Below are 18,689 nucleotides of genomic sequence, written 5' to 3'. Positions count from 1 at the left end.
CCCCCCCCCCCCCCCCCCCCCCCCCCCCCCCCCCCCCCGGACCGCCCGCCGACCATGATCACCAGGGGGCCGTGCGGGCTTCACGGCGCGGGCAACAGGCGCGCCTCCCCCGCGGTGACCGGGGCGCCCGCCCGTACCCCGTGCAGGATCTGGGCCAGGATCTCGGCGCCGCGTACCACCCGTGGTCCGGGGCGGTTGAAGTACGCGGGGCCGTCGGCCACCCACACCCGGCCGTCGCGTACGGCGGGCAGCTCGGACCAGCCCGGCAGGCGCGTCAGCAGGTCCCGCTCGGCCTCGGTGCGCTCGGGGGAGAAGCCGCACGGCATCAGCACGATCACCTCGGGGCGGGCGGCGCGCAGTTGCTCCCAGTGCATGGGGGTGGTGTGCTCGCCGGTCCCGGCCAGCAGCGGCTCGCCGCCCGCCCACCGGATCTGCTCGGGCACCCAGTGGCCGGCCGGCCACAGCGGGTCCAGCCACTCCACCGCCGCCACCCGGGGCCGGGGCCGGTCCGCCACCGCGGCCTCCACCGCCGCCAGCCCGGCGCGCAGCGCGGCCACCCGGGAAGCGGCTCGCTCCGGTACGCCGAGCACCTCACCGACCCGTTCCAGGCACGCCAGTACCTCCTCCAGCGTGCGCGGCTCCAGGCTGATCACCCGCGGCCCCGCCTCCAGGACGCGCACCGCCCGCGAGACCCCGCCGTAGGAGACGGCGCACACCTCGCACAGGTCCTGGGTCAGCACCACGTCCGGGGCCAGCTCCGCCAGCCGCGCCACGTCCAGGGTGTAGAGCGAGGAGCCCCGGTGGGTGGCGCCGCCCACCGCGTCGGAGATCTCCTTGCTGGTCATCCGGTCCGCCTCGATGCCGGACGCGGTGACCACCGGCACCCGCTCCACCGCCCGCGGCGGCCAGTCGCACTCGTGGGTACGCCCCACCAGGTCACCGGCCAGGCCCAGTTCGGCGACGATGTCGGTGGCGGCGGGCAGCAGGGAGACGATGCGCATGCGGCGAGGGTAGTCCGGGCGCCGCGCGGCCGCGCGCCCGCCCCGACCTGCCACAAAGACCCGATCCGCCGCAAAGACTAGGAACTTGACCAAGGAACGCAGGCACCCCTGGACTTACTAGGACGTCCAACTATATGTTCGAGGAGATGGCCCGCGGTGCAGGGAAGCCGGTGTGAATCCGGCGCGGTCCCGCCACTGTGACCGGGAAGTGCGTCTTCGCAAGGACAGGAGCCACTGGCATGGAGCCGGGAAGGCTGGGAGGCGCGTGCTGATCCGGGAGTCAGGATACCGGCCGCGGGGTGTTCCGTGTGGTCCACGAGGATGGAGCTGACACGCATGGCACCTCTGAGCGTTCGCACACCGGGTGACCCTGCGAAGGGCCCGGCAGCGATCCTGCCCTGACGGTCCGGCACGCCCCATCCCTGGATCTCCACCCCGATCGGGAGCAGGTTCCTTTCATGGTCCGTGAACTGACACATTTCATCGCAGGTGAGCACGTCCCGGGCACCTCGGGCGCGTTCGGCGATGTCCTCGACCCCAACACCGGACAGGTCCAGGCCCGGGTGCCGCTGGCCAACCGCGCCGAGACCGAAGCGGTGATCGCCGATGCCGCGCGGGCCCAGGAGGAGTGGGCCGCCTTCAACCCGCAAAAGCGCGCCCGCGTCCTGATGCGTTTCCTCCAACTCGTGGAGTCCGAGCGGGACTCCCTGGCCCGGCTGCTCTCCTCCGAGCACGGCAAGACCGTGCCGGACGCGCACGGCGACCTGCAGCGCGGCCTGGAGGTCGTGGAGTTCGCGGCCGGCATCCCGCACCTGCTCAAGGGCGAGTTCACCGACAGCGCGGGCACCGGCATCGACGTCCACTCGCTGCGCCAGCCGCTGGGCGTGATCGCCGGCATCACCCCGTTCAACTTCCCCGCGATGATTCCGCTGTGGCAGGCCGCGCCCGCGCTGGCCTGCGGCAACGCCTTCATCCTCAAGCCCTCCGAGCGCGACCCCTCCGTACCGCTGCGGCTGGCCGAGCTGTTCGCCGAGGCCGGGCTGCCCGCCGGTGTGCTCAATGTCGTCAACGGCGGCAAGGAGACGGTCGACACGCTGCTGGAGGACCCGCGGGTGGCGGCGCTGGGCTTCGTCGGCGCCACCCAGACCGCGCAGTACGTGTACGCCACGGCCACCGCGCACGGCAAGCGCGCCCAGTGCTTCGGCGGCGCCAAGAACCACATGGTGATCATGCCGGACGCCGATCTGGACCAGGCGGCGGACGCGTTGATCGGCGCGGGCTACGGCTCGGCGGGCGAGCGCTGCATGGCGATCTCGGTGGCCGTACCGGTCGGTGAGCGGACCGCGGACGCGCTGGTGGCCAAGCTCAAGGAGCGGATCGGCGCGCTGCGCATCGGGCCCTCGCACGACGAGGCGGCCGACTTCGGCCCGCTGGTGGGCAAGGACGCGCTGCAGCGGGTGCACGACTACATCGGCGTCGGCGAGAAGGAAGGCGCCGAACTCGTCGTGGACGGGCGCGGTTTCACCCTCCCCGGGCACGAGGACGGCTTCTTCATCGGCGCCTCGCTCTTCGACCGGGTCACCCCGGACATGCGCATCTACCAGGAGGAGATCTTCGGCCCGGTGCTCTCGGTCGTGCGCGCCGCCGACTTCGACGAGGCCCTGCGGCTGCCCAGCGAGCACCCGTACGGCAACGGCGTGGCCATCTTCACCCGGGACGGCGACACCGCCCGGGAGTTCACCCGGCGGGTGAACACCGGCATGGTCGGCGTGAACGTGCCGATCCCGGTGCCGGTGGCGTACCACACCTTCGGCGGCTGGAAGCGCTCCGGCTTCGGCGACCTGGGCCAGCACGGCCCGGACTCGATCCGCTTCTGCACCCGCACCAAGACCGTCACCTCGCGCTGGCCCTCCGGGGTCAAGGAGGGCGCGAGCTTCACCATCCCGACGATGAGCTGAGGCCGCGATGAAGCTGAGCGCCGACCAGCAGGCGATCGCCGAGGTGGCCCGGGACTTCGCCCGCGAGCACCTGGCTCCGCACGCCGTCGCCTGGGACCAGGACAAGCACTTCCCCGTCGATGTGCTGCGCAAGGCCGCCCAGTTGGGCATGGGCGGGATCTATGTACGCGAGGAGGAGGGCGGCTCGGGGCTGTCCCGGGTGGACGCCGCGCTGATCTTCGAGTCGCTGGCCACCGGCTGTCCCTCCATCGCCGGATACCTCTCCATCCACAACATGGTCGCGTGGATGATCGACCGCTACGGCGACCAGCAGCAGCGCTCGCGCTGGCTGCCCGAGCTGTGCTCGATGGAGAGCCTGGGCAGTTACTGCCTGACCGAGCCGGGCGCCGGGTCGGACGCGGCGGCGCTGCGCACCAAGGCGGTGCGCGAGGGCGAGGAGTATGTCCTGACCGGGGTCAAGCAGTTCATCTCCGGGGCCGGCACCTCCCAGGTCTACATCGTGATGGCGCGCACCGGCGAGGACGGGCCGCGCGGCATCTCCGCCTTCGTGGTCGAACGGGACACCCCCGGGCTGTCGTTCGGGCCCAACGAGAAGAAGATGGGCTGGAACGCGCAGCCCACCCGGCAGGTCGTGCTGGAGGGCGTGCGGGTGCCGGCCGCGCACCGGCTCGGTGCCGAGGGCGACGGCTTCAGGATGGCGATGAGCGGCCTGAACGGCGGGCGCCTGGGCATCGCCGCCTGCTCGCTGGGCGGGGCGCGGGCCGCGCTGGACAGCGGCCTGGCCTACCTGGCCTCCCGCGAGGCGTTCGGCGCCGCGCTGCTGGGCGCCCAGGCGCTGCAGTTCGAACTGGCCGACATGGCAACGGAGCTGGAGGCGGCCAGGTCCCTGGTGTGGCGGGCCGCCGCCGCGCTGGACGAGGGCGATCCGCAGGCCGTCCAGCTGTGCGCGATGGCCAAGCGGTACGCCACCGACGCCGGGTTCACCGTCGCCAACCGCGCGCTGCAACTGCACGGCGGCTACGGCTATCTGTCCGAATACGGGGTGGAGAAGATCGTCCGAGACCTGCGGGTGCACCAGATCCTGGAAGGCACCAACGAGATCATGCGCGTGATCGTCGCGCGCAAACTGACCGGAGCGGCCTGATGAGCACGGACAACGACCAGAGCGCGGTACTGGTACGCACGGAGGGCCGGGCCGGGCACCTCACCCTCAACCGTCCCAGGGCGCTCAACGCCCTGACCCACGACATGGTCCGGCAGCTGGACGCCGCGCTGAGCGCGTGGGAGGACGACGAGCAGGTGGCCTCGGTGGTCATCACCGGGGCCGGGGAGCGCGGTCTGTGCGCGGGCGGTGACATCCGCGCCATCCACCAGGACGCCTCCCAGGGGGACGGCACGGCCTCGCGCGACTTCTGGCGCGCGGAGTACCGCCTCAACGCCCGGATCGCCCGCTACCCCAAGCCGTATGTCGCCGTCATGGACGGTGTGGTGATGGGCGGCGGGATCGGCGTCTCGGCCCACGGCGGCGTGCGGATCGTCACCGAGCGCTCCACCCTGGCCATGCCGGAGACCGGCATCGGCTTCGTCCCCGACGTCGGCGGTACGCACCTGCTGGCGCAGGCCCCCGGTGAGCTGGGTATCCATCTCGCCCTGACCGCGGGCCGGATGGGCGCGGGCGACGCGCTGCTGTGCGGGTTCGCCGACCACTTCGTACCGTCCGAGCGGCTGCCCGAGCTCCTGCGCGCGCTGTCGCAGGACGGGCCCGAGGAGGCGGTACGCGCCGTCGCCGGGCCCGCGCCCGAGGGCGAACTGGCCGCCCAGCGGGAGTGGATCGACGCCTGCTACAGCGCGAACACCGTCGAGGAGATCGTCCAGCGGCTGCTGGACAGCGGTGTCCCGCAGGCCAAGGAGGCCGCCGAGCAGATCCTGGGCAAGTCCCCCACCTCGCTGAAGGTGACGCTCAGCGCGGTGCGCCGGGCCCGCGCCCTGGGGTCCCTGGAGCGGGCGCTGGACCAGGAGTTCCGCATCTCGTGCGCCGCGCTGGCCGCGCCGGACCTGGTGGAGGGCATCCGCGCGCAGGTGATCGACAAGGACCGCAGTCCGCGCTGGTCGCCGCCGCGGCTGGAGGCGGTCACCGACGAGGACGTGGCGCGGTTCTTCGCTCCGCTGGGCGCGGACGAACTGGGGCTCGGGGCAACCGTACGGACGAAGGAGTCGCGGTGAGCGAGGCGGGCGGGCAGACGGGCGGGGCCGGGCAGATCAAGACGATCGGCTTCGTCGGGCTGGGCAACATGGGCGGTCCGATGGCCGCCAACCTGGCCGCGGCCGGCTTCGCGGTCACCGGCTTCGACCTGGCGCCGCAGGCGCTGCGGCGGGCCGAGCGGGACGGCGTAGGGGTGGCGGCCTCGGCCGCCGCGGCGGCGTCGGGGGCCGACCTGGTGATCACGATGCTGCCCAGCGGGCGGCACGTCCTGGACTGCTATCAGGGCGAAGAGGGACTGCTGCGGGCCGCGGCGCCCGGCACGCTGTTCGTGGACTGCTCCACCATCGACGTGGCCGACGCGCGGGCCGCCCATCAGGCGGCGGTCCAGGCCGGGCACCGCGCGGTGGACGCGCCGGTCTCCGGCGGTGTGGTCGGTGCCACGGCGGCCTCGCTGACCTTCATGGTCGGCGCGGGCGCGGAGGAATTCCCGCTGGTGGAGCCGGTGTTGTCGGCGATGGGCCGCAAGGTCGTGCACTGCGGGCCGTCCGGCGCCGGGCAGGCCGCGAAGATCTGCAACAACATGATCCTGGGCGTCTCGATGATCGCGGTCAGTGAGGCGTTCGTCCTGGGCGAGCAGCTGGGGCTGAGCAACCAGGCGCTGTACGACGTGGCCTCCACCGCCTCCGGGCAGTGCTGGGCGCTGACCACCAACTGCCCGGTCCCCGGGCCGGTCCCGGCCAGCCCCGCCAACCACGACTACCGGCCCGGCTTCGCCGCCGCCTTGATGTCCAAGGACCTGGGCCTGGCCGCCAACGCCGTCAAGACCGGCGGGGTGGCGGCCGAACTGGGTCTGCACGCCGCCGAGTTGTTCGCCGCGTTCACCGAGAACGGCGGCGCGGACAAGGACTTCTCGGCGATCGTCGAAGCGATACGGGACCGCTCGGCGCGGCCCGCCACGGAAGGAAGCGACACCCGGTGAGCGAGACCGCCTACGAGACCATCCTGCTGGAGCGCACGGGCCGGGTCGGCCTGATCACCCTCAACCGGCCCAAGGCCCTCAACGCCCTCAACCTGACGGTGATGCGCGAGGTCGTCGACGCCGCCACCGCCCTGGACCGCGACCCGGACATCGGCTGCGTCCTGCTCTCCGGCTCCGAGAAGGCCTTCGCCGCGGGCGCCGACATCAAGGAGATGCAGCCCAACTCCTACATGGACGTCTTCCTGGAAGACTGGTTCGCGGCCTGGGACCGGCTGGCGCAGCTGCGCACGCCCACCGTGGCGGCGGTCTGCGGCTACGCGCTGGGCGGCGGCTGCGAGCTGGCCATGCTCTGCGACATCGTGCTGGCCTCGGACACCGCGAAGTTCGGGCAGCCGGAGATCAAGCTCGGGGTCATCCCCGGCATCGGCGGCTCGCAGCGGCTGACCCGGGCCGTCGGCAAGGCCAAGGCCATGGAACTGTGCCTGACCGGGCGGATGATGGACGCCGAGGAGGCCGAGCGGGCCGGTCTGGTATCCCGGGTGATCCCGGCCGCCGATCTGGCCTCCGAGGCGCTGTCGGTCGCCGAGACGGTGGCCTCCATGTCGGCGCCGGTGGCGATGATGGCCAAGGAGAGCGTGAACCGCGCCTTCGAGACCACCCTCGCCGAGGGTGTGCGCTTCGAACGCCGCCTCTTCCACGCCACGTTCGCCACCGCCGACCAGAAGGAGGGCATGGCGGCGTTCGTGGAGAAGCGGCAGCCGAAGTTCACCCACCGCTGAGCCGCGCCGCTCCTGGTCCTCACCCGAGCCGCGCCGCCCCTGGCGCTCACCGCCGTGCGCGCGTGTCCTGCCCGCCGTCCACCGGGTAGGGCACGTACGTACGGCGGTTCTCGTCGATGGCGAGCAGGCCGCCGGCGGGCGGCCGGGCGCGCTGGGCGCAGTCGCGGCGTTCGCAGATGCGGCAGCCCAGACCGATGGGGGTGGCGGCGCGCGGGTCGTCCAGGGCGATGCCCTGGGAGTAGACCAGGCGGTGGGCGTGGCGCAGTTCGCAGCCCAGGGCGACGGCGAAGGTGGAGCGGGCCGCGCCGTGCCCGTATCCGCCGCGGGTGACCGTGCGCGCCAGCCAGAAGTACGTGCGCCCGTCCGGCATTTCGGCGACCTGGGTGAGGATGCGGCCGGGCGCGGAGAAGGCCTCGTAGACGGTCCACAGGGGGCAGGTGCCGCCGAGGCGGGAGAAGTGGAAGTCGGTGGCGGACTGGCGCTTGGAGATGTTGCCGGCCCGGTCCACCCGCAGGAAGGAGAAGGGCACGCCGCGCAGGCCGGTGCGCTGGAGGGTGCTCAGGCGGTGGCAGACGGTCTCGAAGCCGACGCCGTAGCGGGACTGGAGCAGTTCGATGTCGTAGTTCAGCTCCTCGGCACACGCCTGGAAGGCGGTGTACGGCATGAGCAGCGCGCCCGCGTAGTAGTTGGCCAGGCCGATGCGGGCCAGCGCCGCCGAGCGCGGCGGGAGCGGGCCCGCCGCCTCGGCGGTGGCGGCCAGCAGGGCGTGCTGTTCCAGGACGGCGAGCTGGGTGGCCATCTGGAAGGCGCGCTGGCCGTCGGTGAGCCACGGGGACAGGAACAGCAGCCGGGTGTCGGGGTCGTAGCGGCGGGCGTCGGCGGCCGGCGGGGCCGCGGAGGGGGCGTCGATGACCTGGACGCCGTGCCGGCGCTCCAGGTGGGCGGCGAGGGCGTGCGCGGCGCGGCCCGGGACCACGCCGATCTCCTGGGCCGTGCGTTCGGCCGCGGCGTCCAGGGCGGCGAAGTGGTTGTGGTGCTCGTAGAAGAAGTCGCGTACCTCGTCGTGCGGTTCGGCGGTGTAGCGGGCCGCCGCGCCGTGTTCGCCGGGCCCGGCGAGCGCCGCGGCCTGCTCGGCGGCGTCCCGGTAGCGGCGGTGCAGCGCCACCAGGGCGCGCGCGGCGGCCGGGTGGTCGCGGACGAGTTCGGCGATCTCGTCCTCGGGCAGCGCCTCGCCGCAGGCCTCGTCGCCCAGGGTGGCGCGTACGTCGGTGATCAGCCGTCCCTCGTCGGCGCCGGAGAAGAACTCCGGGTCGGCGCCCAGGACTTCGGCGATGCGCAGCAGTACGGGAGCGGTCAGCGGGCGCTGGCTGTGCTCGATCTGGTTGAGGTAGCTGGTGGAGATGCCCAGGCGGCGGGCCAGCTCCACCTGGCTGAGGCCGTGTTCGCGGCGCAGCCTGCGCAGCCGCGCGTGGGCGTAGATCTTGCGGCCCGGTGTACGGCTCATGGCGGCCCCCTTTCCGAGGTCCGAAACTGCTCGGCCGCTTGCGAAGATAGCATCCGCAGTTTTCGCAACTTTCGCAGTTTCACGCCGCTGAGCTGGAGGTATTTCGCAGCGTGGCACGGTCGACGCGAGCGCCTTGCCGGGGTGAGCCTTGAGGGGTACGCCCTGGAAGGAGCCATAGTGATCGACCATGTCGTCCGTGTGAGCCGCAGTGCCGATGCGCTGGCGCGCGAGGACCAACTGGCCTGGAAACTGGCGGCCGTAGCGGCCACAAGCGCCGAAGTGGACCCGGCGGCGGCCGAGATGGCCGCCAACCGCGTCATCGACAACGCGGCCGTCGCGCTGGCCTCGCTGCGCCGGCGCCCCGCGGCGGTGGCCCGCGCCCAGGCCCTGCCACATCTGGCCGCCCCCGGTGCCTCGGTCTTCGGCACCGACCCCGCGGTGCGCGTCTCCCCGGAGTGGGCGGCCTGGGCCAACGGCACCGCGGTGCGCGAACTGGACTACCACGACACGTTCCTGGCCGCCGACTACTCCCACCCCGGCGACAACATCCCGCCGCTGCTGGCCGTGGCGCAGCACACCGGCCGCTCCGGCGCCGACCTGCTGCGCGGCATCACCACCGCCTACGAGGTGCATGTCGCCCTGGTCCGGGCGATCTGTCTGCACGCGCACCGCATCGACCATGTCGCGCACCTGAGCGCGGCCACGGTCTGCGGCATCGGCGCGCTGCTGAGCCTGCCCACCGAGACCGTCTACCAGGCGGTGCAGCAGGCCGTGCACACCACCACCGCCACCCGCCAGTCCCGCAAGGGCGAGATTTCCAGCTGGAAGGCGTACGCCCCGGCCTTCGCCGGGAAGGCCGCGATCGAGGCGGTGGACCGGGCGATGCGCGGCGAGACCTCCCCCTCGCCCATCTACGAGGGCGAGGACGGTGTCATCGCCTGGCTGCTGGACGGCCCCGACGCCTCCTACACCGTCGCGCTGCCCGCCGCCGACGAGCCGCACCGGGCCATCCTGCAGACGTACACCAAGGAGCACTCGGCCGAGTACCAGGCGCAGGCCGTCATCGACCTGGCCCGGCGGCTGCGCGAGAAGGCCGGGCCGCTCAAGGGCGCCGAGGCGGTGGGCCGGGTGCGGGAGATCGTGCTGCACACCAGCCACCACACCCACCAGGTCATCGGCTCGGGCTCCGGCGACCCGCAGAAGTACGACCCGCACGCGGCGCGGGAGACCCTGGACCACTCGGTGCCCTACATCTTCGCCGTGGCGCTGCAGGACGGCAGCTGGCACCACGAGCGCTCCTACGCGCCCGAGCGGGCCCGGCGCCAGGACACCGTCGAGCTGTGGCGCCGTATCCGTACCGTCCAGGACGAGAAGTGGACCGAGCGCTATCACGACCCCGACCCCGAGCGGCGGGCCTTCGGCGGCCGGGCGGTGATCACCTTCGAGGACGGGACGGTGATCGAGGACGAGCTGGCCGTGGCCGACGCGCACCCGCAGGGCGCCCGCCCCTTCGGCCGCGAGGGCTACACCGCCAAGTTCCGCACGCTGGCCGAAGGAATCGTTCAGGGCGCGGCGCAGGACCGTTTCCTGGACGCCGCCGTACGCCTGGGCGAGCTGGACACGGCCGCTCTGGACGGCCTCTTCCCCGCCGTCGACCACGCCTCCCTCGCCGCGGTGGACGCGGCGCTCCCGAGGGGGCTGTTCTGATGCTGCACACCCGCACCACCGCCGAGCAGCGGCGGCGTGCCTTCCGCGACGGCCTGGCCTCGGGCCGGCTGCTGCGGATGCCCGGCGCGTTCAACCCGCTGACCGCGACCCTCGTCCAGGAGCTGGGCTTCGACGGCGTCTACGTCTCCGGAGCCGTGCTCTCCGCGGACCTCGCGCTGCCCGACATCGGGCTGACCAGCGTCACCGAAGTCGCCTCCCGGGCCGGGCAGATCGCCCGGGTCACCGACCTGCCCGCCCTCGTCGACGCGGACACCGGCTTCGGCGAGCCGATGAACGCCGCGCGCACCGTCCAGCTTCTGGAGGACGCGGGCCTGGCCGGCTGCCACCTGGAGGACCAGGTCAACCCCAAGCGCTGCGGGCACCTGGACGGCAAGGCCGTGGTGCCCGCCCAGGAGATGGTGCGCCGCATCCGGGCCGCCGTCAGCGCGCGCCGCGACCCGGACTTCGTCCTCTGCGCGCGCACCGACGCCCGCAGCGTGGACGGGCTGGACGCGGCGATCCAGCGTGCCAAGGCGTACGCGGACGCCGGCGCCGACATGATCTTCCCCGAGGCGCTGGCGGACGAGAAGGAGTTCGCGGCCTTCCGGGCGGCCGTCGACGTACCGCTGATCGCCAATATGACGGAGTTCGGCAAGAGCCCGCTGCTGGACGCCGACACGCTCAGCTCCCTGGGCTACAACGCCGTCATCTACCCCGTCACCCTGCTGCGGCTGGCCATGGGCGCCGTGGAGGACGGCCTGCGCGCCCTGCTCGCCGACGGCACCCAGGCCGCCCTGGTGGACCGCATGCAGACCCGCTCCCGGCTCTACGAACTCCTGGACTACCCGGCGTACGGCGCCTTCGACTCCGGCGTGCACGACTTCACCCTCCCGCCCGGCGACTGAACCGGCCACTGATCTGGAGGTCACCACCATGACCACCCTCTCCCCCGAGGTGCACCGCGGCCTGAACGGCGTGGTCGTCGACACCACCGGCATCTCCACCGTCATCGAGGAGACCAACTCGCTGACCTACCGCGGCTATCCGGTGCAGGACCTGGCGGCCCGCTGCTCCTTCGAGGAGGTCGCCCACCTGCTGTGGTACGGCGAACTGCCCGGGCCGCAGCGGCTGCGCGACTTCTGTGCGGGCGAGCGAGCGCTGCGTCCGCTGGACCGCACCACACAGGCACTGCTCGCGCGGCTGCCCGAGACCTGCCACCCGATGGACGTGCTGCGCACCGCCGTGAGCTACTTCGGCGCCCAGGACCAGGCCGAGGACGACGGCTCCGAGGCGGCCAACCGCCGCAAGTCGCTGTCCCTGCTGGCCAAGCTGCCCACGGTGGTCGCCGCCGACCAGCGCCGCCGCCGCGGCCTGGACCCCATCCAGCCCGACCCCTCCCTCGGCCTGGCCGAGAACTTCTTCCACATGTGCTTCGGCTCCGTACCGGCCCCCGAGGTCGTGCGCTGCTTCGAGATCTCCCTGATCCTGTACGCCGAGCACAGCTTCAACGCCTCCACCTTCACCGCCCGGGTGGTCACCTCCACCCTCTCCGACCTCTACAGCGCCGTCACCGCGGCCATCGGCGCCCTCAAGGGTCCGCTGCACGGCGGTGCCAACGAGGCCGTGATGCACATGCTCCAGGAAATCGGGGACCCGGAGCGCGCGGCCGGCTGGCTGGACGAGGCGCTGGCCGCCAAGCGCAAGATCATGGGCTTCGGGCACCGCGTGTACAAGCACGGCGACTCCCGCGTACCGCTGATGCGCCGGTCGCTGGACGAACTGGTCGCGCAGCACGGCGGGGCGGACACCGAGCGGCTGGCCGCGCTCTACACGGCCCTGGAGGAGGCCATGCTGCGCCGCAAGGGCATCCACCCCAACCTGGATTACCCCTCGGGCCTGGCCTACCACCTCATGGGCTTCGACATCCCCGTCTTCACTCCCCTGTTCGTGATGAGCCGGATCACCGGGTGGACGGCGCACATCGTCGAGCAGCTCCAGGCCAACACCCTCATCCGGCCGCTGGGCGCCTATACGGGGCCGGGGCAGCGGCAGGTGCCCGCGGGCAGCTGAGGCGCGGGATGCCGCCGCTGTCCGATTCGGCGGCATCCGCGGGAACCGAACCGCGCATCGCCCCGACTACCTCTGCCGGACCGGATCTTCGGCCCGTGAACGTGTGGTGAGTTGGGAGAAGTCTGATGCGCTCTGGGAAGTTGTGCTCTTTGGCGGTGCTCGTCGTAGTGGCGGCCACGGCGTGCGGTGGTGGCAGCGGCGGCGACGGCGCCGCGAAGAGCGCGGGCGGCGCCGCCGCGGGCTTCCCGGTGAAGGTCGCCGATTGCGAGGGCCGCCCGACCACCTTCACCGAGCCCCCGCGCAGGATCGTCACCAGCAACGCCTCCAGCCTGGAGATGCTGCTGCGCCTCGGCGCGGGCGACAAGGTCATCGGTACCGGCTTCCCGCCCGGCAAGGGCACTTTGCCCGGCGCCCTGGACGCGCAGGCCCAGAAGGTGCCGGTGCTGGGCAAGATGGTGATCCCCAAGGAGAAGCTGCTCGGCTCCGGCGCCGACCTCTACATCGACACCTTCGCCTCCATGCAGAACATGGGCGGCATGGGGGACGCGCCGAGCGCCGAGGAGTTCACGGCGGCCGGGATCAAGCACCTGTACCTGGCCTCGACCGCCTGCGCCCCGCTGGCCAAGGGCCCGCAGCGGGACCTGTCGGGCGTGGAGGGCGATCTGAACCGGCTGGGGCAGGTGACCGGCACCGCGCCCAAGGCCCGTGAACTGGTCGCGGGGATGCGTGAAAAGGTCGGCGCGGTCCGCAAGGCCGTCGGGGACGTACCGGAGAAGGAGCGGCCCTCCTACTTCCTCTTCGACTACGACGCGGGCACCAAGCAGCCGATCGCGGTGTGCGGCAAGCAGGTCGCCAACGCCGTGATCACCCAGGCGGGGGCGCGCAACGTCTTCGCCGGCTGCGACGGCGACTTCAAGCCCGTCTCCTGGGAGGACGTGGCCGCCAAGAACCCCGACTGGATCCAGCTCGCGGTCCGCGACCGGGGCAGCGCCGCCGCCAATGAGAAGGCGTTCGACCAGGCCGCGGACTTCCTCAAGGGCTTCGCCGGCACCAAGGGCCTGAAGGCCGTACGGGAGGAGAAGTTCCTGCGCATCGGGTCCGAGCGGACGACCATCGCGGGCGTGGGCAACGCCGACACGGTGGAGAAGATCGCGCGGACGCTCTACCCCGGCAAGTTCGGCGCCTCGGACGGCTCCGGTGGGTCCGGCCGGTCCGGCGAGTCCAAGGCGGGGCAGTAGATGGGGGCCGTCTCCGCCACCGGCGAGCGGTCCGACGGTGGTGAGCGGTCCGGCGGCGGTGAGCGGTCCGGCGCATCCGTCGACCCCGCCCCGTCTGCCGAGGGCGAGCCGTCCGGCCGCGGCGTGCGGCCCGGGCTGCTCGCCGCGGTGCTCGGCGCCGCGCTGGTCCTGGCCCTGACCGGCGCGGTGTCGCTGGGCTCCACCGACATCCCCCCGGACCAGGTGTGGTCGGTGGTGCTGCGGCGGCTGGCCGGCGAGGCGCCCCGGCCCGGCACCAGCGACCTGATCGTGTGGCAACTGCGCGTCCCCCGGGCCCTGTTGGCGGCGCTGGTCGGCGCCGGGCTGGGCCTGGTGGGCACCGCCACCCAGGCCCTGGTACGCAATCCGCTGGCCGACCCGTATCTGCTCGGCATCTCCAACGGCGCCTCGCTCGGCGCGGTCGCCGCGATCGTGCTGGGCGCGAGCGCGGGCGGCGTCGCCGGGCTGGGCATGTCGGCCGCCGCGTTCGCCGGAGCGCTGGCCGCGTTCGCGCTGGTGTGGTTCATGGCCCGGCGCGGCGGCGGATTCTCGCCGCTGCGGCTGGTGCTGGCGGGGGTGGGCATCGGGCAGTTCCTGTCCGGGTTCACCAGCTATCTGGTCCTTCAGGCGGGCGATGAGCAGCAGACGCGCAGTGTGCTGTTCTGGCTGATGGGCAGCCTCAGCGGCGCCACGTGGGACGTGCTGTGGCTGCCCGCGCTCGCGGTCCTGGCCGGGCTGCCCGCCCTGCTGGCCCGGGCCCGCGCGATGAACGCCCTGGTCATGGGCGACGAGACGGCCGCCGGGCTGGGCGTGGACGTCACCCGGCTGCGCCGCGAGCTGTTCGTGGTCACCAGCCTGCTGACCGGCGTCCTGGTCTCCGTCTCCGGAGCAGTCGCCTTCGTCGGCCTGATGGTGCCGCACCTGTGCCGTCTGGTCGTGGGCGGCGACCACCGCCGGATGCTGCCGCTGTCCGCGCTGACCGGGGCGCTGCTGCTGGTCGTGGTCGACATCCTGTGCCGTACGGCCATGGACACCCAGGAACTGCCGGTCGGCGTGGTGACCGCGATGATCGGCGCGCCTGCCCTGCTGTTCGTCCTGGACCGGCGGCTGGGGGCAGGACGATGACGATCACCGTGAAGCACGGGGGCGGACCGATGGAGACCCCCGTCGAGTGGGAGGCGGACCGATGAAGGTCACCATCGAAGGCCTGGAGGTGGCCTATGCGGGCCGTACCGTCGTGGCCGGGGTCCAGCTGATCGCCGCGCCCGGCGAGATCGCGGGGCTGGTCGGGCCCAACGGCAGCGGCAAGTCCACCGTCCTGCGGACCGTCTACCGGCATCTGCGCCCCACGGCCGGGCGGGTGCTGCTGGCCGGCACCGATCTGCGCGAGCTGTCCCCGGCGCGCGCCGCCCGGCACGTCGGTGCGCTGCCCCAGGAGCGCGGGGGCGACTTCGAACTGACCGTGCACGAGGTGGTGGCCATGGGCCGTACCCCCTACAAGCGGGCCTTCGCCGCCGAGGACCGCACCGACCGGGACACCGTGGCCCGCGCCCTGGCGGATGTGGGCATGGCCGGGCAGGCGCGGCGGCGCTTCTCCGCGCTGTCCGGCGGCGAGCGCCAACGGGTGCTGCTGGCCCGGGCCTTCGCGCAGGACCCGGACGTCCTCGTCCTGGACGAGCCGACCAACCACCTCGATGTGCTGCACCAGGTGGAGCTGCTGGCGCTGCTGCGCGCCCAGGGCCGTACGACGCTGATCTCGCTGCACGACCTGAACGCGGCGGCGTCACTGTGCGACCGGCTGCACGTCCTGCACGAAGGGGCGGTGGTCGCGTCCGGGACACCGCGCGAGGTGCTGACGCCCGCGCTGCTGGCGGAGGTGTTCGGCGTACGGGCCGCGGTAACCGAACACCCGCTCACCGGAGACCCGTTGATCGCTTTCGACCATCGCCGACCGCTGGCCCGTGATGGCCAACACGGCGCGCCGGCCGGGGCGTTGCCCGTGGCCGGGCACTGAAGGGCACGCCACCGCCGTACCCACTACCGGACGCACGGACCCGCCGCCCCCTCCCTGGGGAGGACCGCCCCTCCTTCCTTCGAGGCAGGGCCTGTTGGTCACCGCGGACGATGCCCCCTGGGCTTCCCGCGCCGATGCTGAGGAGGTGGATGAGCTCTCTTCGGCAATGTGCGACTACGGAGGCGGACCATGGCAGAGATGACGCGGCGCGGCGTACTGGCGGGCGCGGCGGTGCTGGGCGGCGCGGCCACGGGTCTGACGGCCCAGGGCATGCCGGCCCCGGCGGCGCAGGCCGCGACAGCCGCCGGCGGACCGCCCCCGCCGGGCCCGGTCCTGGTCCGCCCCGGCGACCCGCGCTACCGCTCCCTGACGCACCGCGGCACCAACGCCCGCTTCGTCGGCACACCGGACTACGTACGCGTGGTGAGCACGACCGAGCAGGTCGTCGCCGCCGTACAGCAGGCCGTACGCGAGAGAAAGCGCATCGCGGTGCGCAGCGGCGGGCACTGCTTCGAGAACTTCGTCGACGACCCCGCGGTCCGTGTGCTGATCGACACCTCCCCCATGCGGGCCGTCTACTACGACGCGGGGCGCCGGGCGTTCGCGGTCGAACCGGGCGCCCTGCTCGGAGAGGTGTACCGCACGCTGTTCCTGGGCTGGGGCGTGAGCATCCCCGCGGGCGCGACCTCCGAGGTCGGCGTGGGCGGGCATGTGCTCGGCGGCGGCTACGGCACGCTCTCGCGGCGGTACGGGCTGTCCGTGGACCATCTGCACGCCGTCGAGGTCGTGGTGGTGGACCGCTCGGGCAAGGCCCGCAGCGTGGTGGCCACCCGGGAGCCAGGCGACCCGCACCACGACCTGTGGTGGGCGCACACCGGCGGCGGGGGCGGCAACTTCGGGATCGTCACCCGCTATTGGTTCCGCGACCCGGCGGCCAAGGGCAACGACCCGGCCCGGCTGCTGCCCAGGGCACCGGCGACCATGCTCGCCTTCTCGGCCACCTGGTCCTGGAAGGACCTCGACGAGCGCTCCACGACCCGTCTGCTGCGCAACCACGGGACCTGGTACGAGCACAACAGCGGCGCCGGCTCGCGCTACGACGGCATGTTCGGCGTGCTGATGGCCGGCTCCCGCGCGATGGGCGCCATCACCTTGATCGGGATGATCGACGACACCGAGCCCGGCGCGCAGCGGCTGGTGGACGACTATGTCGGCGCCGTCGGCCGCGGGGTGGGCGCGCAGCCCGTCCGCTCGCACAGCAGCGTGCCGTGGCTGCAGGCCGTGGCCAACATCCAGGAGTCCCCACCGGCGGCGTACAAGATCAAGGCGTCCTATCTCCGCAAGCGGTACACGGACCGTCAGCTCTCCGTGGCCTACCAGTATCTGTCGGGCGACAAAGGCGGGGACGGTGGATCGGGCAAGGCCGCGGAGCAGCCGAACGCCATGCTGTGGCTGGTCTCCTACGGCGGCAAGGTCAACACCGTCCCCGTGGGCGAGACCGCTGTCGCACAGCGCGACTCGATCCTCAAGGCGATCTACATGAACGGCTGGGACGACCCGGCGCAGGACGGCGGCCCGCAGCTGGCCTGGCTCCGCGACTTCTACCGCGCCATGTACGCCGACAGCGGCGGCGTGCCCGTACCGGGCGCGGTCAGCGACGGGGCCTTCATCAACTACCCGGACGCCGACCTCGCCGACCCCGCCCTGAACACCTCCGGCGTGCCCTGGCACACGCTCTACTACAAGGGGCACTACCCGCGGCTGCAGAAGATCAAGGCCCGGTGGGACCCGCGCGACGAGTTCCGGCACGCGCTGTCGATCCGCCTGCCGGAGTGACGATCGGGCGGCCGGAGTGAGTGCGCGGGGCGCGTACCGAGGGACGTGAGGGCGGGTCCTGCGCACTCACACCACGGCTTCGAAATGGCTCGGCCGTCCCTGGTGCAGCACCAGGCGGCCGAGCCGTTCGGCGTCCGCGCGCCGCATCAGCCGCGGCTGCCCGTCGGCGCCGCGCAGCACGCTGGCGTGCCAGGGCGTCATCCACACGTCCGGCGCCTGCAGCAGGCGTATCCCGAACTTGGCCGCGCCGCGCGGCTGCGGGTGGATCGACAGCCGGAACGCGCCGGGGTGGTGCGCGTCGATCAGCTCGCCCCAGGCCCGGCTGCGCTGTATGACCCCGTACGCGCGCCGCCGGCAGTCGCGCTGCAGCGCCGACCGCGAACCGTCGAAGGACGCGGTGTCCTCGAACAGGAACCGTGTGATACCCCGGTACAGGCGCGCGGTCTCCTCGTCCGTACGGGTCTGGGCGCGCAGGTCTTCCAGCGCGGGGGCGTATCGCTCGTGCACCCGGGCCCGCTTCTCCGCGGCCGGCCGGTCTCCGTGCACGTCCCGCAGGTCGAAGGTGTCCAGATGCGCCAGCCCCAGCTCGCGGATCATGGCACGCAGGGCGTCGTTGTAGGCATCGATATGCGTGTCGGGGACGTGGATCAGGTCGCCGAAGACATGCCCGTCGGAACAGATCAGGACCCGTGCGCCGGGCGCGTACACCTCGGAGATCCGCGCGCACAGCTCGTCGAGAAAGCGCAGCGCGAGCCGCTCGCCCTCGTCGGGCAGATGCCCGAGCACCTTGGCCGGGTTGGGCGACTTGCAGGGGAAGCCGGGCAGTGTGAACAGCACCGGGTCGTCGGCGGCGACAAAGCGTTCCAGGACGCGGAGTTGATGGGGGAACCCATCCGGATGCTCCGGTGTATCAACAGCGTCACGGGAATCGGACGGGTCGATGTCGGGGGTGCCGGGGTGTTCTTCAGGGCGAGCGGGAGATACGGAGCGAGCGGGGCGTCCCGGGTGCGGGGAGCGGCCATGGTATACGCGCTCTTCGAGGCGTACGCCGCCCTCGGGTCGAGCGCCGTCTTCAGGTCGTGCGCCTTCTTCAGGTCGTACGCAGCACGCCGGGTGCGGCCGGTCGTCAGCCGCTGCGGGGGTTTCGTGGTGCGGGGAGTGCGCAGGGTGCGGGGTGTTGGCCGGGCCTGCGGGCTCGGTCGGGCGCGCGCGGTCCAGCGTGCGCCGGTGGGGCAGCAGCACGGACAGGATCGCGGCGCAGGTCGCGCGGTCGGCGTCGGACAGCGGCGGGCTGGGCAGCGTGACGGGCGCGGCAGTCATGGGCGGGGCTCCTGGGACGGAAAGGGCGAGGGGAGTCGGTGCCGACGGGGGCGGGGCGGGGC

General features: G+C 72.8%; 15 protein-coding genes and 1 riboswitch. Of the genes, 12 read left to right on the top strand and 3 right to left on the bottom strand.

Going from position 1 to position 18,689, the window contains the following annotated elements; translation table 11 throughout:
• Window positions 1–80 precede the first annotated feature (80 nt).
• Entirely contained in the window at window positions 81–1,001 is a 921-nt protein-coding gene (locus AC4IJH_RS30535; RefSeq protein ID WP_490855148.1) for a cobalamin-binding protein, read from the bottom strand.
• A 137-nt stretch (window positions 1,002–1,138) separates the two neighbouring features.
• A riboswitch (cobalamin riboswitch) is annotated at window positions 1,139–1,312 on the top strand.
• A gap of 147 nt (window positions 1,313–1,459) precedes the next feature.
• Between AC4IJH_RS30535 and AC4IJH_RS30530 the strand changes: the two genes are divergently transcribed.
• From AC4IJH_RS30530 to AC4IJH_RS30510, 5 genes are read left to right on the top strand one after another with little or no spacing between them, the layout of a single operon-like run.
• Window positions 1,460–2,959, top strand: coding sequence for a CoA-acylating methylmalonate-semialdehyde dehydrogenase (locus AC4IJH_RS30530; RefSeq protein ID WP_490855147.1), 1,500 nt, complete (start codon window positions 1,460–1,462; stop codon window positions 2,957–2,959).
• Window positions 2,960–2,966: 7 nt separating this feature from the next.
• Window positions 2,967–4,103 carry an acyl-CoA dehydrogenase family protein gene (locus tag AC4IJH_RS30525; protein ID WP_490855146.1) on the top strand — a complete coding sequence of 379 codons (1,137 nt, stop codon included), beginning with the start codon at window positions 2,967–2,969 and terminating at the stop codon, window positions 4,101–4,103.
• Window positions 4,103–5,182, top strand: coding sequence for an enoyl-CoA hydratase/isomerase family protein (locus AC4IJH_RS30520; protein WP_490855145.1), 1,080 nt, complete (start codon window positions 4,103–4,105; stop codon window positions 5,180–5,182). Before AC4IJH_RS30525 ends, AC4IJH_RS30520 begins: the two co-directional genes overlap by 1 nt.
• Entirely contained in the window at window positions 5,179–6,141 is a 963-nt protein-coding gene (gene mmsB / locus AC4IJH_RS30515) for a 3-hydroxyisobutyrate dehydrogenase (protein WP_490855144.1), read from the top strand. The genes AC4IJH_RS30520 and mmsB overlap by 4 nt, the downstream gene beginning before the upstream one ends.
• Entirely contained in the window at window positions 6,138–6,920 is a 783-nt protein-coding gene (locus tag AC4IJH_RS30510) for an enoyl-CoA hydratase (protein ID WP_490855143.1), read from the top strand. The genes mmsB and AC4IJH_RS30510 overlap by 4 nt, the downstream gene beginning before the upstream one ends.
• Before the next feature lie 46 nt (window positions 6,921–6,966).
• Here the strand turns inward: AC4IJH_RS30510 and AC4IJH_RS30505 are convergent, their stop codons facing one another.
• On the bottom strand, window positions 6,967–8,424 hold the full coding sequence (locus tag AC4IJH_RS30505; protein ID WP_490855142.1) for a short-chain fatty acyl-CoA regulator family protein: 1,458 nt from the start codon (window positions 8,422–8,424) through the stop codon (window positions 6,967–6,969).
• Between the two features lie 177 nt (window positions 8,425–8,601).
• On the opposite strand from AC4IJH_RS30505, the gene AC4IJH_RS30500 reads away from it, so the two are divergent.
• The 7 genes from AC4IJH_RS30500 to AC4IJH_RS30470 all read left to right on the top strand — a co-directional run bounded on the left by AC4IJH_RS30500 (window position 8,602) and on the right by AC4IJH_RS30470 (window position 17,307).
• Window positions 8,602–10,131 (top strand): MmgE/PrpD family protein, encoded by a 1,530-nt coding sequence (locus AC4IJH_RS30500; protein WP_490855141.1) that lies wholly within the window; start codon window positions 8,602–8,604, stop codon window positions 10,129–10,131.
• Window positions 10,131–11,036 carry a methylisocitrate lyase gene (gene prpB, locus AC4IJH_RS30495; RefSeq protein WP_490855140.1) on the top strand — a complete coding sequence of 302 codons (906 nt, stop codon included), beginning with the start codon at window positions 10,131–10,133 and terminating at the stop codon, window positions 11,034–11,036. The genes AC4IJH_RS30500 and prpB overlap by 1 nt, the downstream gene beginning before the upstream one ends.
• A gap of 28 nt (window positions 11,037–11,064) precedes the next feature.
• Entirely contained in the window at window positions 11,065–12,201 is a 1,137-nt protein-coding gene (locus tag AC4IJH_RS30490; RefSeq protein WP_490855139.1) for a bifunctional 2-methylcitrate synthase/citrate synthase, read from the top strand.
• A gap of 125 nt (window positions 12,202–12,326) precedes the next feature.
• Entirely contained in the window at window positions 12,327–13,439 is a 1,113-nt protein-coding gene (locus AC4IJH_RS30485) for an ABC transporter substrate-binding protein (RefSeq protein ID WP_490855138.1), read from the top strand.
• Window positions 13,440–14,582, top strand: coding sequence for a FecCD family ABC transporter permease (locus AC4IJH_RS30480; RefSeq protein WP_490855137.1), 1,143 nt, complete (start codon window positions 13,440–13,442; stop codon window positions 14,580–14,582).
• Window positions 14,583–14,643: 61 nt separating this feature from the next.
• Window positions 14,644–15,471 (top strand): ABC transporter ATP-binding protein, encoded by an 828-nt coding sequence (locus tag AC4IJH_RS30475; protein ID WP_490855136.1) that lies wholly within the window; start codon window positions 14,644–14,646, stop codon window positions 15,469–15,471.
• A gap of 189 nt (window positions 15,472–15,660) precedes the next feature.
• On the top strand, window positions 15,661–17,307 hold the full coding sequence (locus AC4IJH_RS30470; RefSeq protein WP_490855135.1) for an FAD-binding oxidoreductase: 1,647 nt from the start codon (window positions 15,661–15,663) through the stop codon (window positions 17,305–17,307).
• Window positions 17,308–17,373: 66 nt separating this feature from the next.
• Here the strand turns inward: AC4IJH_RS30470 and AC4IJH_RS30465 are convergent, their stop codons facing one another.
• Complete coding sequence (locus tag AC4IJH_RS30465; RefSeq protein ID WP_490855134.1) at window positions 17,374–18,627, bottom strand: L-tyrosine/L-tryptophan isonitrile synthase family protein; 1,254 nt, start codon at window positions 18,625–18,627, stop codon at window positions 17,374–17,376.
• Window positions 18,628–18,689: the final 62 nt, after the last annotated feature.

It is taken from the genome of Streptomyces sp. UF-297 (genome assembly GCF_058245575.1).
This window is presented reverse-complemented; position numbering and strand designations above follow the sequence as displayed.